This is a genomic window from Streptomyces sp. R28 (assembly GCF_041052385.1).
Lineage (GTDB): Bacteria > Actinomycetota > Actinomycetes > Streptomycetales > Streptomycetaceae > Streptomyces.
In genome coordinates, this window is sequence record NZ_CP163439.1 from 8,400,541 (window position 1) to 8,425,431 (window position 24,891).

Sequence of the window (24,891 nt, forward strand, 5' to 3'; positions counted from 1 at the left end):
GGTTCAAATCACCAACTTGGACGCTGATTGATGAAAAGGTGGACCAGAATTCATCGGAGGTCAATGGGTTGCCGTGTTGCTTTTACGTTCCGGTCAGTGACGATGCTCGTGGTCCGGGTGGGACGGGTCGCCCGGGTGCTCGTGCCCCGGGGCGAACTCCACGCCGGTGCGCGCCTGGTCCAGCCAGCCGAAGAAGGCCCGCAGCCCGGCTGCCCGCCGCAGTTCGCGTTCGATGCCGTCGCGGGCCTGTTCGTAGGGGTGGAAATCCGCCGGTCCGGCCGCCGTGCCGTAGGGGTCGACGCCGTGCCTGAGTGCCTGCGGGGTCAGATAGCGGTCCCGGTTGCGCTCGTAGTAGTCCCGTACGGCCTCTTCGGGGATGCGCTGCTCGCTCTCCAGCTCGGCGAGCAGCAGGCGCGCGGCGGGGGAGTGGGCGAGGGCTGCCGCGACGATGCTGCCTAGATCGGCGACATCGGCTTCGGCCACGGTGAGCATGCGGGAGGGGGACACCTCCGCCGGGGGCGCCAATCCGCGCTCCGCGCAGGTTCGCCGGGCCAGTTCGTCGATCACCACGACCTGGGTCGCCCATCGACGGCGTTGGCGTTCGGCCCTGGCGGTGCGCTCCGCGCCCATGGGGGGCGTCTTCGAACCGTCGTCCAGGAAGGCGGCCACGCGTTCCTCCGGGATCGCCTCACCGTGCACGAGAGCCACGTGTTCCCAGCTCACGGCGTCACCTCCAGCTCAACGGCCCGCGTATAGGCGACACAGCCGTGCCAGCCGGCCTTGACCATCAGCCAGTACGACCCCGGCGGTATCGCCCCGCCGTCCACCTCGATCACGGACTCCAGCTGCTCGCCGCCGGCCACCGTGAAGCCCTGGCAGCCGGGCGTCACACCCGCCCAGGTTCCCCACGAGGACACGGCCCACAGTGAGCCGCTGACCGGGCCCTGGGTCGGGTTGCGCAGGGTCACCGGGACTCGCGCCCGTTCGCCCCGGCGAACGGTGACCCGCTCGACTCCCAGCTCAGTCAGGAGCGTTGGACCGGTGTGCCCCTCCGGCACGTCCAGCGCCACCACGTCCTCGTACGTCTGTCCGCCGTACCGCAACCGAGCGGCGAGCCAGTGCCGCCCAGGCCCGGCGCCGGCCGGTGGTGTCACCGTGACCTCGGCCACCGTGAACCCGCCGGGGCCCAGGGCGTACGGCAGTTCGGCCGGCTCGACGGACCAGCCGGGCGGGACGTGCAGGCCGACCGACCCCGACACCGGCGCGTCGGTCAGTTCCGAGCTGACCCGGACCGTGGCCGTGACCGGGCCGTCGGCGACGGTGAGCGTGGTCGGCGAGACGTACACCGCGACCGGCATGTTGCCGCGCGGGGCGGGGCCGGAGTTGTGGAGCCAGTAGCGGGTGGGGACGGGCTGCGCGGGCTCGTGGGCGGCGATGCCGGAGCCGGGGGAGAGGGCCGCTTCGGCCGTGGCGCCGGGGGAGGCGAGGACGGTGGCCACCTCGAAGCCGGTCAGGTCGAGGTCGAGTGCCCCCTGAGCGTCGGGCGCCAGCGGCTCCCCACGCCGCTCCAGTACGTCCGCCCGGGCGCCGTCCGTCCACTCCCGCGGCCCGCGCACCCGCGCCCGCACCGGCCGCCCGTTCACCTCATGCACCCGTACGACGAGCCCGCGCCCCGGATCGGGCGCCGCCACGCTGCCCCGCGCGAGCGGCGACCCGGCCGGCTTGAGCGCGTCGAGCAGCACCTCGCCGGCGGGCTCCAGGCTCAGCAGTGCGGTCCTCCTCGGCAGTGCGGCACCCTCGGTCGCCGTCCGCCGCACCCGCCCCGTCAGCGGATGGTTGAACGCATGCCCGGCCTGCGGCAGCCGCAGCTCCCGCCAGTCGCCCGCGCCCGCGACCACGGCGTACTCGAACGTGTGGGACCAGCGCTGGAGCTGGAAGGCCGAACCGTCGGGTGCCGTACGCCGGGGTGGGTCCACCCAGATGCCGGACGGCCAGCCCGTGCAGGAGCGCATCAGGGACATGTAGAGGTCGCCCGAGGAGGTCACCACGCAGCCGGGCGTCCCCCGGTTCAGGACCGCGAAGCTGCGGCCGTCCCACGCGTCCCCGGGCGGCAGCGCCTCCCCGCCGCCCGCCGCCGTGGCCCGCAGGACCGCGTCGCCCAGGTCGGCGATCAGCGCGTCCACGGCCTTGGCGTCGTCCTCCGGGCGGGCGCCCGCCACCACCAGCAGCGGCAGTCGCTCCAGGTCGCGCAGGTCGGCGCCGGGCACCCACTCCTCCCGCAGTGAGGCGCGCGGCGCGACCCAGACGGCGGCCACGCCCTGCTCGGCGAGTTGTCGGCGGAGCTCCCGTCCGGCCGCCGGGTCCCAGCCGAGGGCCTCGGCGACCACGGAGTTGCGCTCGGGGGCGCCGACCGCGATCCGGATGTCGGGCAGGTTGGAGTCGACCTCCAGGTCGCCGTAGCGCGGGCCCCCGGCGATCGTCGAGGTCGCCGTCACGCCCACGCGCACCAGCGCCGCCGCGAGCGCGCTGCCCAGCTCACCGGCGTCGTCCCAGGACGGGTACACCAACTCGGCGACACCGATGGACCGTTCACCCAGCGGCATGCCGGAGCCGTCGGCGACGGCGACCCGCGCGGTGGACCCCAGCCCGAACCAGGTGTTGGCCGGGTTGTCCAGCGTCCACGGGAACCGCTCGCTGTCCACCTCCACGAACCCGAAACCGCGCCCGATCACCGCGTCGGCCACCTCGTGCACCGGCAGCCCGCCCCGCACGTCGGACGGCCAGCGGACCCGGATGAGGCGGTCGGCGCCGTCATAGCCGTCGAGGGTGGTCGTGAGGTCGAGGCGGTCGACGCCCTTCCACAGGGTCAGCCGCTGGGTGTAGCGGAACAGGCCGAGGTCGGCGCGGACCGTGAGGCGTGATCCGGCGGGGGAGTGCTCGACATCGATGTCGGCTGTGACGTCCCGGCTGCGGGCGGCGGTCGTGCCGGTGGGCGTGAGGTGCCAGGGGCCCTCCCCGAAGCGCGGGTGCCGTGCGTATTCCTCCTGTACGACCAGCTCGTTGCCGATGTCGCCGGGGCGCAGCAGTTCCCGGCCGCCTTCGGACAGGGCCCGCAGACTGCTGACGGCGCCGCCGCGCGCGGGGTCGACCGTCACCTCGTAGAACTCGTTGCGGATGGTGGTGCCCTCGTCGCGCGTCCACTCGGGGACGGCCCCCTCGGCGAGCGGGAGCGCCTTGAGGCCCATGCCCGGCACCTGCGGTACGACGACACGGAGTTCGCCGTCCTCCCGTACGGCGGGCAGCGGCAGCCCGGTGTCGTCCAGCGGCACGAGCCCCGGGTCCTCGACGGCCAGCACGTCCCGCCGCTCCCAGGTCGCCGCGTTGAACACCACCAAGTCCGGTGCGCCGCCCGGCAGTTGGGCGACCCTGCCGGCCAGGGCGTCGGTCGCGTCGGCGTGCACGGCCTCGGCGAGGTCGTACAACTCCCGCCAGCCGGTGAGCAGGTCGATGTAGACCTGGTCGGACTCCGAGCCGGTGACGGCGTCGTGATGGGCGCCGTAGATCAGCTGCCGCCAGGCCTTGTCGAGCGCCGCGTCCGGGTACGGGTGCCCGGTCACCAGCGAGGCGAGCGTCGCCCAGGCCTCCGCGTCGGCGAGCAGCGTCTCGCCGTACCGCTGGGCCTGCTTGGTGTCGATGTAGGAGACGTCCTTGCCGGTGTAGATCGGGTTCATGTCGCGCGTCTGCGGGGAGGCCTTGCGGCCCTCGGCCGCCAGCTCCGCGCGCACGGCCGCGAAGAAGTCCCGGGGGATGCCGCTGATGAAGCGCGGCCAGACGTAGCGGGCGTTCCAGTCCCGGTGGATGTCCATCACCCAGCGGCACGGCGGCGCGTAGTCACCGCCGACCGGGAGCAGCACGTTGCGGGTGAGCGCGACCTGCTTGAGCCCCTTGAACAGCTTGAGCGCGGCCGCCTCCGCCTCCGGCAGGGTCGGCGCGTTGTCGATCGCCCAGCCGGCGCCGTAGTGGTTGACCATGTACGCGGTGAGGATGCCGCGCCCCGAGGGAGCGATCCAGTCGAACTCCGCCGGGAACTGCATCCGCTGCGGATCCCGCGGCTCCTCACCGAAGACGGAGAGGGTGGGGCCCCACTGGTGGAAGGGCCCGCGCGCCCACGAACTCGACGTGACCCCCGCGTCCGCCATCAGCCCCGGGAACTGCGGATCGTGCCCGAACGCGTCCAGCTGCCAGGCCGTCTGAGGGGACGCCCCGATGATCCCGCGCTGGAAGCCGTCGCCGTACAGGGCGTTGCGTACGGTCGCCTCGGCGCCGGTGAGGTTGGTGTTCGGCTCGTTGTAGGTGCCGCCCATGATCTCGACGCGGCCCGTGCGGATCAGCTGGCGCAGGAAGGCGCGCTCCTCCGGGAAGGCGTCCCAGTAGGGCTTGAGGTAGTCGACCTCCGCGAGCACGAAGGTGTACGCCGGGTCGCGCCGGGCCAGGTCGCAGTGCGCCCGCACCAGGCTCATGCCGGACTGGCCGCGCGAGTCGAAGGTGCGGGCGGGCAGTCCGGTGCCGGCGGGGTCGTCGGCCATGTCCCAGGTCTCGGTGTAGGCGCCCTGGGTGTTCCACCAGACGGGGTCGTAGTGGAAGTGGCTGACCATGAACATCGTCCAGCCGGGTTCGGCGGCCGTGAACGCGGCGGAGTGCTCCGCGGTCAGCCCTGGGTCGTCGGTGTCCTCGGCCGTGACCTTGACATGCGTACGGTCGCCGGGGGGCAGGTCGGTCGTCACCGGTATCTCGGCGCGTACGGTGCCGTCGTCCCCCGCGGTCGCTTCGGCGGAGCCGTGGACGCCCGGCCCCTCGACGGAGAGCCGGACCGCCCGGCCGGGGGAATGTCCGATCTCGACGGCCACCACCTGGTGCGGCCGGTCCTCGGTACCGACGAAAAGGTCGGTCGACTCCACAGAGATGACGCGCATGGGGCTCCTACGAGTGCTCGTGGGGAGCCCCATCCTGGCATCGAGAGGATGATTCAAACAACCACCTTCATGTTTCTCAGGTGGTTGAGCCATACATGGCGATCGGGCTCAGCGGGTCCGGCGGTTCTTCACCGCGTGCTGCGGGGTGATGTGGTCCGTCAGCGCGAGCGAGGCGCTGGCACGCTGGTAGGAGACCTGGCCGACCCGGACGTAGAGACAGTCGACGATCATCAGCACGGAGTGCCGGCCGCCGATGCTGCCGGTGCGGAAGCTGGTCTCCGAGGTGGCCGAGATGAGCCGGATGTCGGCGGCCTTGGCCAGCGGTGAACGCGGGTCGGTGGTGATGGCGATGGTGGTGGCGCCCCGCTCCTTGGCCATCTCGAACGGTTCGAGGGTCTCGCGGGTGGCTCCCGAGTGGGAGATGCCGATGGCCACGTCGGCCGGGGTGAGCAGGGCCGCTGACGTGGCCGCTCCGTGCACCTCGGTCCAGCCGCGCACCTGACAGCCGATGCGGAACAGCCGTGTCTCCGTCTCCTGGGCCACCGCGCCGCTGCCGCCGACGCCGTACACGTCGATACGGCGGGCGCGGGCCAGGGCCTGGGCCGCGCGTTCCAGTGCGTCGAGGTCGATCCGGTCGATGGTCTGCTGGATGGCGCGCAGGTCCGCGCCGCCGACGACCTGCACGACCCGTTCGAGGCTGTCGTCGGGGGAGATGTCGGGCCCGATCTCGGCGGTGCCCCAGTCGGAGACCTCGCCGCGGCCGCGCTCCTGGGCCAGCTCGATCAGCAGATGCTGGTAGGAGTCGAGCCCGATGGCCCGGCAGAAGCGGGTCACCGTCGCCTGGGAGGTGCCGGTGCGGCGGCCCAGTTCGGCGGCCGAGCAGTGGGTGACGGCGGCCGGATCCTCCAGGATCAGCTCGCCGACCTTCCGCAGGGAGCCGGCCAGCCGCGGCAGTTCGGTGCGGATCAGTGTGGTGACGTCCGTCGGGGGCATGGGGAGAAGGTACCAGCCACCGTTCGCACCGCAGGATGAATACCAGGACCGGGAACGCGGCCTTCTCATGCATGCGCTCATTGCCCGTGCCATCCGGTATGTGATTTATTGATTCATCGATGTAGTCGTATGGGGTGGTTCAATCCACCAGTGGGGAGTGACCGCGTGTCCGACGACTCTGTGAGCGCCCAGCGCTTCGCGCGCGAGAGCCTGGCCGTCCTCGACCGCATTGCCGAGTCCGCCCGCGACGACGTGGCGCGCGCCGCCGAGCTGATCGCCGACTGTGTGCGCGCGGACGGCGTGATCCAGGCCTTCGGCACCGGCCACTCCCAGGCCATCGTCCTCGAACTCGCCGGACGGGCGGGCGGGTTGGTGCCCACGAACCGGTTGAGCATCGCCGACCTCGTCCTGTACGGCGGCGACTCCCCGAGCGTTCTCGACGACCCGCTCCTGGAGCGCCGGGCCGGGGTGGCGGCCCGGCTCTACGACCTCGCCGCACCCCGCCCCCAGGACCTCTTCGTCGTGATCTCCAACTCCGGCGTCAACAACGTCATCGTGGAGATGGCCCTGCGGGCCAAGGAACACGGCCACCGCGTCCTCGCCCTCACCTCCCTCACCCACACCCGCGCCGTCCCCGCCGGACACCCCAGCGGCAAGAAGCTCGTCGACCTCGCCGACGTCGTCCTCGACAACGCGGCCCCGCGCGGCGACGCGCTGCTGGAGCTTCCGGGCGGCGGCGCGGTGTGCGCCCTGTCCACGCTGACCGGCGTGATGCTCGTCCAGATGGCCGTGGCCGAGGCCTCCGCGCAGCTCCTGGCCGCCGGGGAGCGGCCGCCGGTGTACGTCTCCGCCAATGTGCCGGGCGGCTTCGAGGGCAACCTGGAGCTGGAGAAGCGGTACGCCGGACGGATCCGGCGCACCGCGAGCTGATCACTCCACGGGGACCGGCGTCAGCGCCACCGCCAGCGGATAGGCGCCCGTCTTCAGGGGCGCCCTGGTGCTGCCCGACGCGGTGTCGACCGGTACCAGGGTGTTGCCGTCCGCGGTGGTGACGTAGGCCGTACCGCCGTTCCAGTCCAGGCCGACGTCGAACGCGGACCTCCCGACCGTGACCTTGGTGCCGGGGGCGCCGGTCACCGTGTCGACCGGCGTGACGTACTCCCCGGTACTGGGGCTGACCCACAGCGTCCGCCCGTCCGGTGACAGACCCAGCCCGTAGGCCTGGCCCGTGACCAGCAGCGTCGGCTCGGTGTCGTTCGACGCCGTGTCGATCGGAGTCACCGTCGAGCCGCCGGAGTTGGACACGTACACCGTCCTCCCGTCCGGCGCGGCGACGACGTTGAAGGGGCGGGGACCGACGGGAATGGCCTTGCCGGCCCGTCCGGTGGTGAGGTCGACGGGGCTGACCGTGTTGTCGTGGATGTTGGCCACGTACAGGGTCTTGCCGTCGGGGGTGATCGCCATGTTCTCGGGTCCGTCACCGACCGGGACGGGCGGGCCGGCTTTCAGTGTGCCGGTGTCGATCGACTGCACTGTGCCGTCCGTGTAGTTGGCGACCCACAGCGTGCCGCCGTCCGGAGTGAGCGCGAGACCGGCGGGGACCTTGCCGACGGCGACCGTGGCGGTGACCGCGCCGTCGGCCACGTCGATCACGCTGACCGTGTTCGAGCCCTGGTTGGCGGCGTACGCGGTACGCCCGTCCGCGCTCACGACGACCTCGCCGGGGTTGTCGCCGACCGCGATGTCCTTGGTCGTGCCGGTGGCGAGGTCGATGGAACTCACCGACGCGCCACTGAAGTTGGCGGTCAGGGCGCGGGGAGTGCCGGTGCCGTCGCTGACCCGCACGGGGAGTGCGCGATCGAGGAGGCCGGTGCCGGAGACGACGACGGAGTGGACGCCCTGCGTCTTCCCGGTGAGGGTGACGGTGACCGATGCCGGGGTGGTCGCCGTGCCCTCGGAGGGCGTGGCGGTGACGCCGTCGGGCACATCGAGCTTCCAGGTGACGGTCTTGGCCTGTGCGTCGGACAGGTCGAGGGTGACCGTGGCGGAGGCCCCGGGGGCGAGCGACACCGAGCTGGGGGTGAAGGAGGCGTCGACGCCGGGGGCGGGTGCGTTCTCCAGCATCGTCGTGTAGAGGAACTGGTCCATCACGCCAGGGGAGACCTGCTCGGGCACGGCGTCCAGTTCCTTGCGCTCGCCCCTCAGCTCGTTCCAGTACCTGGTGACGGCTTCGGTGTCCCCGTCCTTGTGAGCCAGCAGCAGGTCTACGGCGGTTTCGCCCGCCCCGCCGTAGCGGCCGAGCTTGTCGAGCCAGGCGGAGGTCTCGTCCAGGAAGCCGGGGTTGTCGAGGCCGGCGCGCAACCGGGCCGGGGTGGCGGCCATGTCGGTGAAGTAGCTCTTGAGCGTGGCGGCGGCTCGATCGAGGCCGCTGTCGTTCTCGTAGGCCTTGCGGAAGGCGGTGATCAGCCGGGTGAGGGTCGGGGATTCGGTCGTGTCGAGCTGGGAGGAGTAGTTGTTCTCGGCGAAGATCCGCAGCCATGCGGCGGCGGGCCCCGCGAGATCCCGTACGGACGCGAGGAAGGCGGCCCGCGGGTCGTACGCGTCCGGGTTCCACAGATAGGCGGCGGAGGTGAACAGCGCGATCCGGCTGGCCTCGCCCTGGACCATCGGGTTGGCGGTCACGCCCCTCGACGCGCTTGCCACCGCGGGCGCGCGGCCGGTGTAGGGGCCGAGCAGGAGACGGCTGGTGACGTAGTCGTTGACCGGGTAGTTGTCCCAGATCAGGATCGGGTGGCCGTACACCTCGCGCGCCTGTGCCACCTGCTCCGCGGTGATGGTCGGCGCGATCACCCCGACGCCGGTCCACTCGACGACCACGGACGGGTCGAGCTGCTCCCGCAGCGCCTTCTTGTACGGGGAGTCGGCGAGGTCGGAGTACTCGGTGGGGACCATCTCCAGGGGTTGAAGGCCGCTGTGCTCGGCGGCGAACTTCCGCCACACGGTGTTGAGCAGATGCGCCTGCGCAGCACCCGCCGCGCCCCCGCCCGTCCCGAACTTCTCCTCGTCGGCGGCGCAGTTCCACTTGGTGTAGCTGATGTCGTCGAGCGGGATCGCGAAGGAGCGGACGCCGATGTCGTACAGCGAGTCGAACTTGGCGGTCAGTGCCTCGATGTCGGCGCCGGAGGAGTAGCAGACGGAGAGCCCGGGGGAGAGCGCGTAGGTGAAACGGACGTGGTTGGCGCGGGCCCGGTCGACCAGTTCCTTCAGCTTCGCCAGCTCGGCGGGCGGGTACTCGTCGCGCCAGCGGGCGCGGAGGTAGTCGTCGTCCTTGGGGGAGTAGACGTAGACGTTCTGTTTCGTCCGGCCGTAGAAGTCCAGTTGGGCGAGGCGTTCGGCGTGCGACCACGGGGTGCCGTAGAAGCCCTCGATGACGCCGCGCAGTGCGGCGGTGGGCCAGTCGCGGACGGTCACCGCGGGAACCCGGCCCCTGGTGACGAGTTGGCGCAGGGTCTGGGCCGCGTAGAAGGTGCCCGTCGGGTCGACGCCGGAGAGGGCGACGAGGGCGCGGCCGTGGGAGCGTCCGGAGGCGAGGACATAACCGCCCGAGGGCAGGCCCGTGGGCGACTTGGCGTGGAGTTTTTGCAACGCCGGCCCGGTGGCGGTGTTCTCGCCGGGGCCGCCGACATAGACCGTGAGGCCGGCGGCGGGCGGCTGCTCGCCCGCGTTCACAGTGACGATGCGCTCGGCGCCGGCATCGCGCAGCACGGATGTGACGAGGCGTCGGGCGGCGGGATCGGTGCCCGGACCGACGACTTCGACGACCCTGTTCGGAACGGTGAGTTGGGCCGAGCCGGTGTGCATGCTCTTGGGGGTCGGCCATACCTCCGGGGTTCGGGTGGGGGGCTCGGGGGCGGCGGCCGCGGCCGGTACGGCCGGTGCGCACAGGCCGAGGGTCAGCAGCAGGGCGGCGGTGACCGATATGACCGGGCGCCGTGGACGTCTGACACGAGGGGGTGGAAGCACGGGTCCTCCCTGGGTGAATGTATCCACCGGGAGATGCTATGGATGCTGAATGTTTCATTCAATGGGGCCTGGACATACGCCGCGGAGCAGTCGGGCGCACATGGGCGCACACTGGAAGGGTGCTGTCGGTGCTCAAGGGGGTGTCGACATGGCGGCGTCGGAGTACACGAGGGTGCGGCTGTGGCGGTGGCGGCGGAGTCCGCTGCGGCGGCGCAGTGACCTCATCGAGGCCTGGGTCGTGCTGTGCGGATGGGTGTTCGCGCTGGTCGCCGCGGTGTTCGGGGGCTTGGCGGCGTCGGACGCGGTGGTGCACTCGGCGCAGGAGCAACGGGCCGAGAACCACAAGGTCACGGCCGTACTCGTGAAGGACGCCGAGGATCCGGGGCCCTCGCGCGTCACCACCGACCATCTCGTGTGGGCCACCGTCCGCTGGACCGAACCGGACGGCTCGACCCGCACCGACGAGGCACGCGTACCGCCGAAGGCGCAGGCGGGCAGCAAGGTCGAGGTGTGGACGGACCGCAACGGCGCCCTCGCCAACGAGCCGCTGTCCGAGGGCGAGCTGGTGCTGCACTCGATCGCCGGAGGCGTCCTGGCCGGGGCGGCCACCGCCGGCATCGTGCTGGGGTCCACCTGGGTGGTACGGCTGGGGATGGAGCGGCGGCGGCTGGAGCAGTGGGCCGCGGAGTGGGAGCGGATGGACACGCCGTGGGGGCGCAAGACGGGCTGATGCGACGCCCTACGCGCAGGGCGGCGCCCCGGACGCGATCCGGGGCGCCGCTGCTGTCACTTGACGTCCGCGCTCGGCAATGCCGTCGGGGACGCGGTGTTCAGGTCCTCCAGGCCCTTGGGGATGGCGAGCGTGAGAACCGGTGAGCCCGGCTGGGGCGCGGGCGGGGTGAGCTGGTCCTTGGGGAGCTTCGGCGGTGTGGTCTGCTGGAAGTTGTTCGCGTCGAAGTTCACCATGCCGGTCTTCTCCAGGACCGTCATGTGGTCGAGCACGGTGTCGTTCGCCAGGTCGGCCAGCTGACGGACCAAGGTGTTCTGGGTGGTGCCCCGGATCTTCGCGATGACCGGGAAGATCTGCCCGTGCGTCACCCGCATGATCGCGACACCGGTGGCGTCGAACTCCTTCCCCGTCTTGGAGTCCACGGTCGCTACGAACTGCTGCTGCTGCGGGCTGGCCTGGTTGGGGAGCGTGATGTTCAGCTCGGACGCGATCTTGCGGCAGGCGAGGTCGAGCCGGGCGTGCCCGACCACCAGGTGCTTGCCGGCCTCCTTCATCTCCGGGGTCGTGCCCCGCTGCATCGCCAACATGCCCAGCGGGTGCTCCCACAGGCCTGCCGCGCGGACCTTGACCACGAAGTCCCGGTCGGCCTCGGTCAGTGGACCGTACTGCGTGTTGGTGATGACGCGGTCCTGGCTGGCGGAGGTGGTCTCCACGCCCAGCATGGCCGGGTAGGCGAGAGCGGACAGGGTGAGGATGAGCGCGCCTCCCACGAAGACGGTTCCTACCATGCGGCGCGAGATGGGCATCGTGCCTTGCCTCCTGACGTGAGCTGCTCGGTCCCCAGGAGGTACGTAGGGAAAGCGCGAAACAATCACCACTGCAGGCAAAAAGATGGGGGCCCGCTGTGCGTCGTGCGTCACATGCGGGGTCTTGGCGCAGGTGGCGCTCGAAGAAGGCCATCGTGGCGTCCGTGGAATCCGGCCGGCACGATCCGAAGGTGTGCCCCTCGCCCGCGTGGGTCCTCGGCCCCCTCACCAAAGGGATCCGTTGTGATGCGCGTCACAGGAGGGCTAGGGTGATAGCGCCTGGAGAAGCCCAACGGGCCGCGGGTCGAGTGGCGGCGCGCGTGACCGGGCCGGCCCCAGGTGAGGGAAGTGATCCCTTTGACCGTGGCCTGGGACGACATCGGCGGGCTCGTCGATGCCCACGAACGTTTCCTCGCCGGCTCACTGGTGGAGTCGGACGTCCGGGACTCGGTGCTCGATTCGTGGAAGCGATGCCGCTCCGTCGGGCTCGAACCGCACCGTCTGCTGGTCCGCTACACCGCGGACGTGGCACTGGACGACCGGTTGCTGCGCGCCGTCGACCCGGTTCTGAAGGACCTGGCCGCCTCGCTCGCCGACCTGGGGACGACCATCGCCCTGTGCGACGGACAGGGCCGGATGGTCCAGCGGCTCGGGGGTGGCCGGCAGCTGTGCCGGCGTCTCGACGAGGTGCAGTTCGCGCCCGGGTTCGACGCCTCGGAAGCCGCCGTGGGCACCAACGGCGTCGGCACCGCCCTCGCCGAGCGCGGCCCGGTCTATGTCACCGGCCGGGAGCACTTCGCCGACTGCCTGCTGCCCTTCGCCTGCGCGGGCGCGCCCGTCCGGGACCCGCTCAGCGGGCGCATCGAGGCCGTCCTCGACCTCACCTGCCTGCGCGACCAGGGCGACCCGGCCATGGTGCGGTTGGTCCGCGACACCGCCCGGCACATCGAGGGCCGGCTGCTGGAGCAGGCCACCCAGCGCGAACGTGCCCTCCTCGCCGCGTACCGGCGGGCCGACGGCCAGGCGCGGGGCTGGCCGAAGCAGCCCGCCGCGCTGCCGTTCGGCCGCGACGTCGATTCCCTCGACTCTCTCGGCCGGATCGATCTGGCGGTGCTGCGCGAGAGGGCCGAGGAACTCATCGCCTCACCGCAGCGCACCTTCACCGATGTCACCCTGCCCAGCGGGCGGACCGCCACCCTGTTGCGCCTACAGGTCAGGGGAGCGGCGGGGGAGACCGGCGTCGCCGTCGAGGCCCGCGTCCTGGGGGGCCCACAGCTGCGTCACGTCCGCCCGGCGCCGTCGGTCGCGCAGCCGCCGGCCCCATCGGCCGTACCGAGCACGCTCGAGTCGGCCCTCCAGGCTGTCCAGGCCGCGCAGACCGTGCCGGTCGTGCCGGTCGCGCCACCGATGTCCGACGAGCCCGCACCGCCACCGCCCCGGCCCCGGCACAAGCCGCAATCAGCCGCAGCACCGCCCGCCACGACGCGCACCGTCGTCCCCACCCCCGCCGGACCGGACGCGGACACCGGCATGAGCGGGGGCGGCCTCGCCCACAGGGTCGTATCCCCGCCGCAGCCGCCCGCCCGGCCCGCACCGGACGGCGAGCGTGACGGTACCGGCGCCGCCCCCGCCCTCACCCCCGCACCCCAGCCCCCCACCCACCCCGAACCCGACGGAGACGGCGGCGGTGCCGAAGGGTGGCTGCTTCTCGTCGGTGAGCCCGGGGTCGGCCGGCTGGCCGTGCTGGCGCGGCGACGGCTGGAGCTGCTGCACGACGCGAGCGTGCGGATCGGCACCACCCTGGATGTCGCCCGCACCGCGGAGGAGCTCGCCGAGGTCACCGTCCCCCGGTTCGCCGACTTCGTCGCCGTGGACCTGCCCGACTCCGTGCTGAGAGGCGAGGAACCGGAAGCTCTCGGCGGTGAGACGGCGCTGCGCCGGGTGGCCATCCGCGCCGTACGCAAGGAGCCCCACAAGCTGTACGACGTCGGCGATCTGGTCGAGTACGTCCCGTCCACGCCGCAGGCCCGCTGTCTGGAGACCCGCCAGTCCGTGCTCGAACCCGTCCTGGCCGACGCGGCCGGCTGGATCGCGCAGGACCCGGCACGGCTGGAACGGGTGCTGGCGGCGGGCATCCACTCCCTGATCACCGTGCCGCTGCGGGCGCGGGGCACGACCCTCGGCGTGGTCAGCTTCTACCGCTCGCTGCGGCCCGCCGCCTTCGAGGACGACGACCTGTCCCTGGCCCAGGAGCTGTCCGGCCGGGCGGCGATCTGCATCGACAACGCCCGCCGCTACACCCGCGAGCACAACACCGCCCTCACCCTGCAGCGCAGCCTGCTGCCCCGGGGCCGTTCCGAGCAGAGCGCCGTCGAGGTCGCCTACCGCTACCTGCCCGCGCAGGCCGGCGTCGGCGGCGACTGGTTCGACGTGATCCCGCTGTCCGGCGCCCGCGTCGCACTGGTCGTCGGCGACGTCGTCGGGCACGGCCTGCACGCCGCCGCCACGATGGGCCGGCTGCGCACGGCGGTCCACAACTTCTGCGCGCTCGACATGCCCCCCGAAGACCTTCTCACCCACCTCGACGACCTCGTCGGCCGGCTCGACCGCGGCGAGGGCTGGGCGGCCGAGAACACCCCCGACTCCGGCATCGTCGGCGCGACCTGTCTGTACGCCGTCTACGACCCGGTGTCCCGGCGCTGCACCCTCACCCGCGCCGGGCACCCCCTGCCCGCGGTCGTCGCCCCCGACGGCACGGTCGAGTTCGTCGACCTGCCCTCCGCGCCTCCCCTGGGGCTCGGCGGCATGCCCTTCGAGACGATCGAGCTGGAGCTGGCCGAGGGCAGCCAACTCGTGCTCTACACCGACGGTCTGGTCGAGGACCGGCATCGCGACATCGACGCCGGTCTGGACCAGTTGCGCACCGTGCTGGCCGGCGTCGGCCGCCCGCCGGAGGAGACCTGCGAGGCCGTTCTCGACGCCCTGCTCCCGGCCCGGCCCAGCGACGACGTCGCCCTGCTCGTCGCCCGCACCCACACGCTGGGCGCCGACCGCGTGGCCCAGTGGGACCTGCCCAGCGACCCGGCGGTCGTCTCCCGTGCGCGTGTCGCGGTCACCGACCGGCTCGCCGCGTGGGGCCTGGACGACCTGGCCTTCAGCACCGAACTGATCGCCAGCGAACTGGTCACCAACGCCATCCGCCACGCCGTCGGCCCCGTCCAGCTCCGCCTGCTCCGCGACCGCGCCCTGCTCTGCGAGGTCTCCGACGGCAGCAGCACCTCGCCGCGCCTGCGCCGGGCCCGCAGCACGGACGAGGGCGGCCGCGGCCTGTTCCTCGTCGCCCAGCTCACCGAGCGCTGGGGAACGCGCTACACGCCCAACGGCAAGATCATTTGGACGGAGCAGCCGCTGCCGTGACCGGCAGCCCCGGACCGGAGCAGCGCACATCGGCCGCGGGCACCGTCCCGTCCACGAGATAGGCGGCGACGGCCCCGTCCACGCACGCGTTGCCGCGGCTGGCGAACACGCCGTGCGAGTAGTCGTCGTCGAGGGTGACCAGCCGGGAGCCGGGCAGCACCTCCCGCAGCCGGCGGGCGCCTTCGATCGGGGTCACCGGGTCGTGCGCCGACGCGACCAGCAGGACGGGCGGAGCGGCCGGGCTGCCCAGGGGGGTGCGGTGGTCCGGGCGGTGGTGCCAGTACGCGCAGGCCGACGCCTCCAGACCGGTGAGGACCGGCTGCGGGTCGGCCCGTCGTATGCGCCGTATGTCCGCCACGACCTGCCGGGGCGTCGGCCCCGGACCGTCCGCGCACTTCACGATCCGGTTGGCCGCCTCGTAGTTGCGCGATTGCGGGCTGTCGAAGGCGGACGCGGGGCGCAGGGCGTCCGGGCTGCCGTCGGTGAGATAGGTGCGCAGCCCGTCGGCCAGGCCCGCCCAGCGCTCGGTGCGGCCCAGGGCGCGGTAGACGGCGCGGTCGAACTCCGCCGGGCCGAAGCCGTTCACCGGCCGGACGGCGAGACCTTGGCGTACGCGCAGATACGACCGCCGTACGGCGGCCGCGCCGGCGCCCAGCCCGAAGCGCTCCGCGTGCTCGGCGCTCCAGGCGAAGAAGGTGGCACGGGCGCGCAGCATCGCACGGCTCTGGATCACGTCGAACTCGTACCAGTCCCATGGGCCGACCACGCTGTCCAGCACCATGCGGCCGACCCGGTGCGGAAAGCGTGCGGCGTAGGCCGCGCCCAGGTAACTGCCGTACGAGATACCGAGGAAGCTCGTCCGCGGCTCGCCCAGCGCGGCGCGGATCGCGTCCATGTCGTAGGCCGTCTGCTCGGTGGACAGATACGGCAGCACCTTCGTGCCCGCGCCCGCCGCGCAGTCGTCGGCCATGTCCCGTTGTGACGTGAGGTACGTCCGCTCGGCGCGCGGGGTCGTCGGCACCGGGTCCGCTCCCGGAGCGGCGAACAGGCCGCCCATCGCACCGCAGTCCACCGGTGTGCTGTGGCCGACGCCGCGCGGGTCGAAGCCGATGACGTCGTACGAACGCCGCACGCTCGCGGGGAGTTTGGCCCGCTTGGTCACCGCGTAGGGGAGCCCGGAGCCGCCCGGCCCACCCGGGTTCACCAGCAGGATGCCGCGCCGCTCGGCCGGGGTGCCGGAGGCGGGGACGCGGGAGACGGCGATCTCGACGCGCGGACCGGAGGGGTGCTTCCAGTCGAGCGGGACGGTGAGGCGGCCGCATTCCACGCCGTCCGGTGCGGGCGGCTTCGGTACGGAGTCCGGGCAGGCGCCGAAGGTGAGGGAGGCCGACGCCCGGGCGGGGGCGGCGGTGGGGAGCAGGGCGGCCGCGGCCGCGAGGGCGCACAGCAGGGCAGTGGGGCGGGGCAGGACGGACAAGGTCTCTCCGACTCTCCGAAGGATGGGTAAGAACGGGGTGGTAAATGAAAATGATTATCGCTAACGTGTGCGCGTCAAGTCCGGCGCCCCTCCGACCGAGGGGCGCCCCGGGCTGCCTTGACGTATGAACTCACGGCACGAAAAGGGGAGTTGTGGCTCATCTGCTGGTGGTAGAGAGCTGGGTCGGGTCGATGAGCAGGCTGCTGCCACGGGCGATCCGGGAGGGCGGACACGAGTTCACCTTCCTCACCCGGGACCTGCATCACTACCTGCGCTCGGCGCCCGAGGGCACGGCGCACCCGCTGCTCGGGGCCCGCAACGTGATCACGACCGACACCAACGACATCGACGCCCTGCTGCCCGAGGTGGAGCGGCTGCACTCGGTACTGGGCTTCGACGGGGTGGTCACCTCCTGTGACTACTACCTGCCGACGGTGGCCCGGATCGCCGGGCACCTCGGCCTGCCCGGCCCCGGCCCCGAGGCGGTGCGCAGCGCCTGCCGCAAGGACGCCACCCGCCGCATCCTCGCCGACGCCGGCCTGCCCGGACCGCGCTTCGCCGTCCACGAGGAGTGGGCCGACCTCGCGCGGGCCGCGAAGGAGATCGGCTACCCGCTGGTCGTCAAGCCGGTCGACCTGTGCGCGGGCATGTATGTGCGGCGCGTCGACGACGAATCCCAACTCGCGGACGCCTTCAGGGCCTTGGCCGACTTCCCGGTCAACGCCCGCGGACAGCGGCGCACCTCCGCCGTGCTCCTGGAGGAGCTTCTCGACGGCCCCGAAGTGAGCGTCGAGACCGTGTCGTACGCAGGCGCGGTGCACCTGATCGGCGTCACTGACAAGAGCATCGGCGGGGCGCCCGCCTTCATCGAGACCGGTCACATGTTCCCGGCCGCCCTGCCGTTCGCCGACATCGACGCCGCCGAGCAGACCACGCTCGGCGCGCTCAAGGCGCTCGGACTGACGGACGGGGTCGTGGCGCACACCGAGATCAAGCTGACCTCCGCCGGTCCGCGCGTGGTCGAGGTCAACCCCCGGCCCGCCGGTAACCGCATCACCGAACTCGTCCGCCATGTCACCGGCATCGACCTCGCCGCCGCCTGCGTGGACGTCGCCCTCGGTCGCGAACCCGACCTCAGGCGCACGGACACCGGGCTGCGCAGTGCCGCCATCGGCTTCCTCGTCCCGGACCGCGCGGGCAGGCTCGAAGAGCTCGACGCCGGACGACTGGCCGACGAAAGGGGCGTGTTGGAGGTGCAGCTCGCCGAGCCCGGCAAGGTCGTGAAGGCGGCGGGCAGCAACAACGAGTACCTGGGCCACGTCATGGCCGGCGACCCGGACGGGCCCGGCGCCCGCGACCGCGTGGAGATGCTGCTGACCGGACTGCGCGCGGGGCTGGTGATCCGATGACCGCCGTCAGCGCGACGCCGACGGCGCCCTGCCGGACGTACGACGACCTGGTCGCCCGCGTTCGCGCCGGCGCCCTCGGCCCCGATCCCCGCACCCGGCGGATCGCCGTCGCCTTCACCACCCGGCAGGCCGTACGGCACGACGGGCGGGGCACCGGCTACCGCAACGAGGTTCTCAGCCTGCGCCTCGCCGAGGCCGTCGGCTCGTGCGCCGTCGAACCCGGGGAACTGCCCGACAGCGCCCTCGACGACTGCGTCGGCGCCGACGTGGCACGGCTGCTGGAGCACCCGCTGGCCGCGGTGCGGGTGGCCGCCCTGGACGCCTATCTGATGCACGTCACCCCGCACACGCCGGACCACGGGGCGCTGCCCGTCGCCCTGCCCGCCGGGTCCTCGCTGGAGAAGTCCAAGGCCAGGGCGAGGGCCGTGGCCGAGCTGCTGGACCTGCCGGCCGGGGGCACGGTGCTGGTGGTCGGTGTCGTCAACTCCCTTCTGGAGGCGCTGCGTTCGCGAGGCATCGGCTATGTGGCGTGCGACCTCAAGGGCGGGGTGACGGAGTGGGGCGAACCGGTCGTCACCGACGCGCTCGCCGCGGCCGGTGGCTGTGACGCGCTGCTGGTGTCCGGGATGACCCTGGGCAACGGCACCTTCGAGCCGCTGCGCGAGCACGCGCTGCGGCACGGCAAGCAGTTGGTGATGTTCGCGCAGACCGGCAGCGCGGTCCTGCCCCGTTTCCTCGGGCACGGCGTGAGCGCGGTGTGCGCGGAGCCGTACCCCTTCTTCTGGCTCGACGGCGGGCCCGGGGTCGTCCACCGGTACCGCTGGGCCGGGGGTGCGCGATGACCGCCACCGCCCTGCGCCCCACCGCCCGCCCGGAGTTGCTCGCCCTGCTCGGCCGTACCCCGGTCGTCCGGGTCACCACCGACCTGCCGCACGCCCACCCCGGTTTCTGGGCCAAGCTCGAAGGGCTCGCGGCGGGCGGTATGAAGGCGCGGGCCGCCGTGTCGATGCTGCTCGGGGCACGTGAGCGAGGTGAGCTGCGGCCCGGCGCCCCGGTGGTGGAGTCCACGTCCGGCACCCTCGGCATCGGGCTCGCCTTCGCCGGGCAGGCGCTCGGCCATCCCGTCGTGCTCGTCGGCGACAGCGAACTGGAGCCGTCCATGCGGCAGTTGCTTCGCGCGCACGGTGTTCGGCTGGAGCTCGTCGACCGCCCGGCGCCCCAGGGTGGCTGGCAGGCGGCCCGCCTAGGCCGGCTGCGCGAACTGCTCGCCGAACTGCCCGGCGCCTACTGGCCCGACCAGTACAACAACCCCGACAACACGGCGGGCTACGCCTCCCTGGCCGCCGAACTCGGCGCCCAGCTCGACCACTTGGACGTCCTGGTGTGCAGCGTCGGCACCGGGGGTCACAGCGCCGGCCTCATCGGCCCGCTGCGCCGGCACTGGCCCGCGCTCCGGCTCATCGGCGTCGACGCCACCGGCTCCACGATCTTCGGCCAGCCCGCCCGCCCCCGTCTGATGCGTGGCCTCGGCAGCAGCATCCACCCGCGCAACGTCGCCTACGACGCCTTCGACGAGGTCCACTGGATCGGCCCCGCCGAGGCCGTGGACAGCTGCCGACGGCTCGCCCGGGGCAGCTTCGTCAGCGGCGGCTGGAGCACCGGCGCCGTCGCGCGGGTCGCCGCCTGGGCGGCCTGCGTGCACCCGGGGGCGGTCGTCGCCACCGTGTTCCCGGACGGGCCGCACCGCTACCTCGGCACCGTCTACGACGACGACTTCCTCGCCGCCCACGGCCTCGACCCCGCCGGCGCCGCCACCCGGCCCGTGGAGATACCGCACCCGTATGCCGCCGAGGCGAGCGGGTGGGGGCGGTGCACGCGGGTCGCCGATCCGCTCTCTTCCGGAAGGACGATATGAAGGCCCGCCTGCGCACCGTACGTCTCGAACTCGCCGAGCCGCTGCGCATCTCCCGCTCCACCATGACCGCCCGCGACGCCGTGTGGCTGGGCGTCGAGCACGACGGCGTGACCGGATACGGCGAGGCCGTCAGCAGCGTGTACTACGGGCTGGACGCCGACACGCTCCTACGGCTGATCTCGGCGGTCGGTCTGGAACGGTTCGTCGATCCCGAGAGCGCCCTGGAGGCCCTGTCCTCGCAGGCCCTGCCCTCGGGTGCCGTTCCGGCCGTACCGCCTGCCGTCACCGCGGCCGTCGAGTCCGCGCTGCTGGACCTCGTCGGCAAGCGGGACGGTGTGCCGGTCCGCCGTCTGCTGGGTACAAAGACGCCGTTCGGTGTCGCCACCGCACGCACCATCGGCATCACCTCGCTCGCGCACGCGGCCGCCGAGGCCCGGCGCCTCGCCGCGAGCGGATTCGAGATCGTCAAGGTGAAGGCGGGCTCGTCCGATCCCGAGGACGACGTGGAGCGCGTACGGGTCATCCGGGACGCGGCTCCTCATGTACGGCTGCTGCTGGACCCGAACGGTGCCTGGAGCGTCGCTCGGGCCGAGCGACTGCTGCCCCGTTTCGCCGCGCTCGGCGTCGAGGCCGTCGAACAGCCGCTGCCGCCCGGTGACCCGGACGCGCTGGGCGCCCTCGCCGAGAAGTCGCCGCTGCCCGTCATCGCCGACGAGGACGCGGTGAGCGTGGAGGACGTACGGCGGCTGGCCGGGCGCGTCCACGGCGTCAACGTCAAGCTCGCCAAGTGCGGGGGAGTCCGGGCGGCCCTGCGGATCGCGGAGTTGATCGAGGGCAGCGGGACGGAGCTGATGCTCGGCTGCCTCACCGCCAGCAGCCTCGGCATCGCGCCCGCCGTCCACCTGGCCGACCGCGCCCGCTGGGTCGACCTGGACGGGCATCTGCTGCTCGCCCACGACCCGTGGACGGGGATCGGCGGCGCGGACGGCACCGTACGTACAAGTGACCTTCCCGGACTGGGAGTCGAGGAGGTGACGGCGTATGAAGACGTGGCGTGAGATGCGCGGCTTCCCGGTCGCCGTCCAGCTCCTGCTCGTCAACCAGCTCGGCGTCAACACCGGCTTCTACCTGCTCATCCCGTACCTCGCCACCCATCTCGGCGAGAACCTGGGCATGTCGGCGGGGGTCGTCGGGATCGTCCTCGGCGTGCGCAACCTCAGCCAGCAGGGCCTGTTCATCATCGGCGGCTCGGCATCGGACCGGCTCGGGGCGCGCGGCGTCATCATCGCCGGGTGCGCCCTGCGGACCGTCGGCTTCGGGCTGTTCGCGCTCGGCGACGGACTGCCGGTGCTGCTCGCCGCGTCCGTGCTCAGCGGGCTCGCGGGGGCGCTGTTCAACCCGGCCGTGCGGGCGTATCTCGCGCAGGAGGCGGGGGAGCGGAAGGCAGAGGTGTTCGCGCTGTTCAACGTCTTCGCGACCACCGGTGCGCTCATCGGGCCGCTGCTGGGCAGCGCGCTGCTGCTCGTCGACTTCCGTACCTCCGCGCTGACCGCCGCCGGGATCTTCGCGGTGCTCACCGTGGCGCAGGCCCTCGTCCTGCCCGCGCGGAAGGTCGAGCCGAGCGGCACCGGTGTCCTCGGGGACTGGCGCGAGGTGCTCGGCAACCGGGCCTTCCTGGCGTTCGCGCTCGCCATGGTCGGCATGTTCACCCTGGAGAACCAGCTCTACCTGCTGCTGCCCGACGGGGCCCGCGAGGCCACCGGCTGGGAGGGCGCGGCGGGCATCGTCTTCCTCGTCGGCACGGTGGCCAACCTGGCACTTCAGCTGAGGATCACCAGGCGCCTCAAGTCCCGTGGGAACAGGGCGCGTTGGATTGCTCTCGGCCTCGCGGTGATGGGTCTGGCCTTCCTGCCGCCGGCCCTGGTGGCGGGCGGGTCCCCCGGCCGGCTCGACGCCGGGCCCGTGCTGCTCGGCGCGCTGCTGCTCTACCTCGGCGTCATGGTCGCCTCGCCGTTCGTGATGGAGCTGATCCCGCGCTTCGGGCGGCCCGAGCTGACCGGCACCTACTTCGGGATCTTCTACGTCGTCTCCGGGATCGCCGCGGCCGTGGGCAACACCGTCGTCGGCTGGGCCATGGACGCGGGGAAGAGCGGGGGCCATGCGTGGCTTCCGTGGGTGTGCTGCGCCGTGTTCGGGCTGGCGTCGGCGGCAGGTGTGGCCTGGCTGCACCGGCGCGGGGCACTGCCCGGGGATCCGGTCCCGGCGGCTCCCGCGCAGGCCGCAGAGATGGACGCGGGGAAGAGCGGGGGCCATGCGTGGCTTCCGTGGGTGTGCTGCGCCGTGTTCGGGCTGGCGTCGGCGGCAGGTGTGGCCTGGCTGCACCGGCGCGGGGCACTGCCCGGGGATCCGGTCCCGGCGGCTCCCGCGCAGGCCGCAGAGAGGAGCACGGCGTGAGCGCGGTGCGCGCGGGAGGCGGGGCGGAGCGGGGCGAGGGCCGTGGCCGGGTGAGCGGTGGTCGATGTGCTCCGGCGGACGACTCGGGTGCCCGGGAGCCGGGTGCGGCGGAGCGTGGGGTGTCGGCTGCCTCGGACGGCTTGCGGCCGGGTGAGGCGGTGCGTGGCGGGGGCGATGAGTCGGCGGGCGGTGGCCAGGGTGTTGGCGGCGTCGGCTCGGGCGCGCGGGAGCCGGGCGCGGACGAGCGCGTGGTGTCCGCCGCGGCGGAAGGCAGCCTCGACACCGGTGCCCCGGCCGGCAGTCGCAACCTCCTCACCGACAACCCCGCCCTGTACGAGGCCCGCTTCCCCGACCCCGACCGGCTCGCCGGACGCTGGGCCGAGGACTGCCTGCGCCGCCACGGCGCCGGGCCGCGGGTCCTCGACATGGGCTGCGGCACCGGTCGCGACGCCGGGCACCTGCATTCCGTCGGCCGTACGGTGACCGGCGCCGACCTCTCCGAGGCGATGCTGGCGCACGCCCGCGTCCACCACCCGGGGCCGGCGTACGTCCGGGCCGACCTGCACGGCTTCGACCTGGGCAGGGGTGCCTTCGACGCGGTCGTCTGCCTGGACAGCTCGCTGCTGTACTGCCACACCAACGATCAGCTCGACGGCTTCCTCGCCTCCTGCCGCCGCGCCCTCGCACCGGGCGGGCTGCTGGTCGCGGAGATGCGCAACGGGGCGTACTTCCTGGGCCGTACGGACCTCCTCGACACCCCGTCCGTCAACGCCTTCAGCCGGCAGGGCACTGCCTACCGGTCCACCACCACCCTGAGCGTCGACCGAACCGCCCAACTCCTGCGCCGTACCCGGGTATGGACGGCCGCCGACGGTGCCGACGGGGCACCGCCCGTCGAACAGCGCTCCGCCTGGCGGCTGCTGTTCCCGCAGGAGCTGCGGCACTTCCTCGCCGCGCACGGCTTCGAGGTGCTCGAACTGCACGACGGTCCCGGACCACGGACCGAACCGCCCTGGCGGCAGGGCGAGTTGCCCGGCGTCACGACCGACGCGGACCGACTGCACGTCGTCGCGCGGCTGCACACCAACTGACCCGAAGCACTAGTAAGTACCAGTAAGGACCAGTCATGTACGACGAACGTTTCCCCGGCCTGCGCCGCCGCGGCTTCCTCGCCGCCACCTCGGGCGCCGCCGCCCTCGCCCTCGTCGGCTGCGGCGGCGGCACGGACGACAAGGCGGCCGGCGGCTCCGGCACCCCGAAGCGCGGCGGACGGCTGCGCGCCGCGTTCGCCGGCGGCGGTGCGAGCGAGACCCTCGACCCGCACCTGGCCAACCTCTTCGCCGACGTCGCCCGCGCCAAGGCGCTCTTCGACAAGCTCGCCGACTACGGCGCCGACCTCTCCGCCCAGCCCCGCCTCGCCGAGAAGTGGGAGTCCAACAAGACCTTGGACCGCTGGCGGGTGACGCTGCGTCAGGCCACTTTCCACGACGGGAAGCCGGTCACCGCCAAGGACGTCCTCTACAGCTACCGCCGTATCGCCGACCCCAAGCAGGCGTTCCGCGCCAAGGCATCCCTGGAGCCCATCGACCTGGACGCCAGCCGTGCCACCGGCGAGCACGGCATCGAGTTCGTGCTGAAGCGGCCGACCGCCGAATTCCCCAACATTCTGGCCGCGTTCGGCGCCTACATCGTCCCGGAGAACGCCACCGAGTTCGACAGGAAACCCGTTGGCTCCGGACCCTTCCGGTTCGTCTCCTTCGCCCCCGGCCGCTCCGCCGTCTTCCGCCGCAACGACGACTACTGGGAGGGCGCCCCGCTCCTCGACGAGGTCGAGTTCGTCGTCGCCAACGAGGAGTCCGCCCGCGTGGGCGCCCTCCTCGGCGGCCAGGTCGAGTACGCCCACGAGCTCAACCCGACCACTGCCCGCGCCCACGAGGGCCGGGGCCAGATCGAGATCGTGCGGCTGCGGGGCAGCGCCATGCAGGCCTTCTGCATGAAGACCGACCGGGCGCCGTTCGACGACAAGCGGGTCCGCGAGGCCTTCTTCCTGATCGCCGACCGCCAGGAACTCGTCGACGGCGCGCTGTCCGGCGCGGGCGAGGTCGGCAACGACCTGTTCGGCAAGGGGTACGAGTACTACGCCGCCGACCTGCCGCAGCGCGAGCAGGACCTCGACCGCGCACGCGCCCTGCTGAAGAAGGCCGGCGCCGAGAAGCTGAAGGTCACCCTGGACACCTCGGCCGTCGCGGCCGGGTTCACCGAGGCCGCCGGCATCTTCCGCGACCAGGCCGCCAAGGCGGGCGTCACGATCGACGTGAAGATGGGCAGCAAGGACTCCTACTGGAGCGACATCCTCGACAACGGCACCCTGTGCTGCTACCGCTCCGGCGCCATGCCCATCGAGGCCCACCTCTCGCAGCGGCTGCTCACGGACTCCACCACCAACGCCACCAAGTGGCGGCACAAGGACTTCGACGCCCTCTACCAGCAGGCCCAGTCCACCCGTGACAAGACCGGGCGGGCCGCCGTCTACGAGCGGATGCAGCGCCGTCTGTACGCCGAGGGCGGCTTCCTCATCTGGGGGTTCGCCGACTGGATCATCGGAACGGCGCGGACGGTGAAGGGAGTGGAGACGAAGGCCCCCGCCAACACCCTGGACTGGGCCCGCTTCGACAAGGTGTGGCTCGCGTGAGG

16 protein-coding genes are annotated in these 24,891 nt (G+C 72.6%); 10 read left to right on the forward strand and 6 right to left on the reverse strand.

Features of this window, described 5'->3' with window-relative positions; all coding sequences use genetic code 11:
• Positions 1-93: 93 nt before the first annotated feature.
• The 3 genes from AB5J49_RS36800 to AB5J49_RS36810 form a co-directional block, all read right to left on the reverse strand.
• Positions 94-723 (reverse strand): peptidyl-prolyl cis-trans isomerase, encoded by a 630-nt coding sequence (locus tag AB5J49_RS36800; RefSeq protein WP_369173168.1) that lies wholly within the window; start codon positions 721-723, stop codon positions 94-96.
• Positions 720-4,973, reverse strand: a complete 4,254-nt coding sequence (locus AB5J49_RS36805) for an NEW3 domain-containing protein (RefSeq protein WP_369173169.1) — start codon at positions 4,971-4,973, stop codon at positions 720-722. Before AB5J49_RS36805 ends, AB5J49_RS36800 begins: the two co-directional genes overlap by 4 nt.
• Positions 4,974-5,081: 108 nt before the next feature.
• Positions 5,082-5,966: a MurR/RpiR family transcriptional regulator gene (locus AB5J49_RS36810; protein ID WP_369173170.1), complete on the reverse strand. Its 885-nt coding sequence runs from the start codon at positions 5,964-5,966 to the stop codon at positions 5,082-5,084.
• 165 nt (positions 5,967-6,131) lie between these two features.
• Here AB5J49_RS36810 and AB5J49_RS36815 point away from each other — a divergent pair, with 165 nt between their 5' ends.
• Positions 6,132-6,896: a sugar isomerase domain-containing protein gene (locus tag AB5J49_RS36815; protein WP_369173171.1), complete on the forward strand. Its 765-nt coding sequence runs from the start codon at positions 6,132-6,134 to the stop codon at positions 6,894-6,896.
• On the opposite strand, the gene AB5J49_RS36820 is transcribed toward AB5J49_RS36815, so the two are convergent.
• The gene (locus AB5J49_RS36820; RefSeq protein ID WP_369175378.1) at positions 6,897-9,926 is read right to left on the reverse strand and encodes a beta-N-acetylglucosaminidase domain-containing protein; all 3,030 of its coding nucleotides are present in this window, start codon (positions 9,924-9,926) and stop codon (positions 6,897-6,899) included.
• 211 nt (positions 9,927-10,137) lie between these two features.
• Here AB5J49_RS36820 and AB5J49_RS36825 point away from each other — a divergent pair, with 211 nt between their 5' ends.
• A complete protein-coding gene (locus AB5J49_RS36825) occupies positions 10,138-10,719 on the forward strand; it encodes a hypothetical protein (protein WP_369173172.1) in 582 nt (193 codons plus the stop codon).
• A gap of 56 nt (positions 10,720-10,775) precedes the next feature.
• Here the strand turns inward: AB5J49_RS36825 and AB5J49_RS36830 are convergent, their stop codons facing one another.
• A complete protein-coding gene (locus AB5J49_RS36830; RefSeq protein ID WP_369173173.1) occupies positions 10,776-11,525 on the reverse strand; it encodes a DUF4142 domain-containing protein in 750 nt (249 codons plus the stop codon).
• 348 nt (positions 11,526-11,873) lie between these two features.
• Here AB5J49_RS36830 and AB5J49_RS36835 point away from each other — a divergent pair, with 348 nt between their 5' ends.
• Positions 11,874-14,942: a SpoIIE family protein phosphatase gene (locus AB5J49_RS36835; protein ID WP_369173174.1), complete on the forward strand. Its 3,069-nt coding sequence runs from the start codon at positions 11,874-11,876 to the stop codon at positions 14,940-14,942.
• On the opposite strand, the gene AB5J49_RS36840 is transcribed toward AB5J49_RS36835, so the two are convergent.
• Complete coding sequence (locus AB5J49_RS36840) at positions 14,914-16,419, reverse strand: alpha/beta hydrolase (RefSeq protein ID WP_369173175.1); 1,506 nt, start codon at positions 16,417-16,419, stop codon at positions 14,914-14,916. The genes AB5J49_RS36835 and AB5J49_RS36840 overlap by 29 nt on opposite strands.
• Before the next feature lie 152 nt (positions 16,420-16,571).
• Between AB5J49_RS36840 and AB5J49_RS36845 the strand changes: the two genes are divergently transcribed.
• From AB5J49_RS36845 to AB5J49_RS36875, 7 genes are all read left to right on the forward strand, one after another.
• Positions 16,572-17,828 carry an ATP-grasp domain-containing protein gene (locus AB5J49_RS36845; protein WP_369173176.1) on the forward strand — a complete coding sequence of 419 codons (1,257 nt, stop codon included), beginning with the start codon at positions 16,572-16,574 and terminating at the stop codon, positions 17,826-17,828.
• The gene (locus tag AB5J49_RS36850; protein ID WP_369173177.1) at positions 17,825-18,670 is read left to right on the forward strand and encodes a DUF364 domain-containing protein; all 846 of its coding nucleotides are present in this window, start codon (positions 17,825-17,827) and stop codon (positions 18,668-18,670) included. Before AB5J49_RS36845 ends, AB5J49_RS36850 begins: the two co-directional genes overlap by 4 nt.
• A complete protein-coding gene (locus AB5J49_RS36855) occupies positions 18,667-19,743 on the forward strand; it encodes a PLP-dependent cysteine synthase family protein (protein WP_369173178.1) in 1,077 nt (358 codons plus the stop codon). Before AB5J49_RS36850 ends, AB5J49_RS36855 begins: the two co-directional genes overlap by 4 nt.
• Positions 19,740-20,801: a dipeptide epimerase gene (locus tag AB5J49_RS36860; protein WP_369173179.1), complete on the forward strand. Its 1,062-nt coding sequence runs from the start codon at positions 19,740-19,742 to the stop codon at positions 20,799-20,801. The genes AB5J49_RS36855 and AB5J49_RS36860 overlap by 4 nt, the downstream gene beginning before the upstream one ends.
• Positions 20,785-22,197, forward strand: a complete 1,413-nt coding sequence (locus AB5J49_RS36865) for an MFS transporter (protein ID WP_369173180.1) — start codon at positions 20,785-20,787, stop codon at positions 22,195-22,197. Before AB5J49_RS36860 ends, AB5J49_RS36865 begins: the two co-directional genes overlap by 17 nt.
• Before the next feature lie 251 nt (positions 22,198-22,448).
• Positions 22,449-23,288 (forward strand): class I SAM-dependent methyltransferase, encoded by an 840-nt coding sequence (locus AB5J49_RS36870; RefSeq protein WP_369175379.1) that lies wholly within the window; start codon positions 22,449-22,451, stop codon positions 23,286-23,288.
• A 35-nt stretch (positions 23,289-23,323) separates the two neighbouring features.
• The gene (locus tag AB5J49_RS36875) at positions 23,324-24,889 is read left to right on the forward strand and encodes an ABC transporter substrate-binding protein (protein ID WP_369173181.1); all 1,566 of its coding nucleotides are present in this window, start codon (positions 23,324-23,326) and stop codon (positions 24,887-24,889) included.
• Positions 24,890-24,891: the final 2 nt, after the last annotated feature.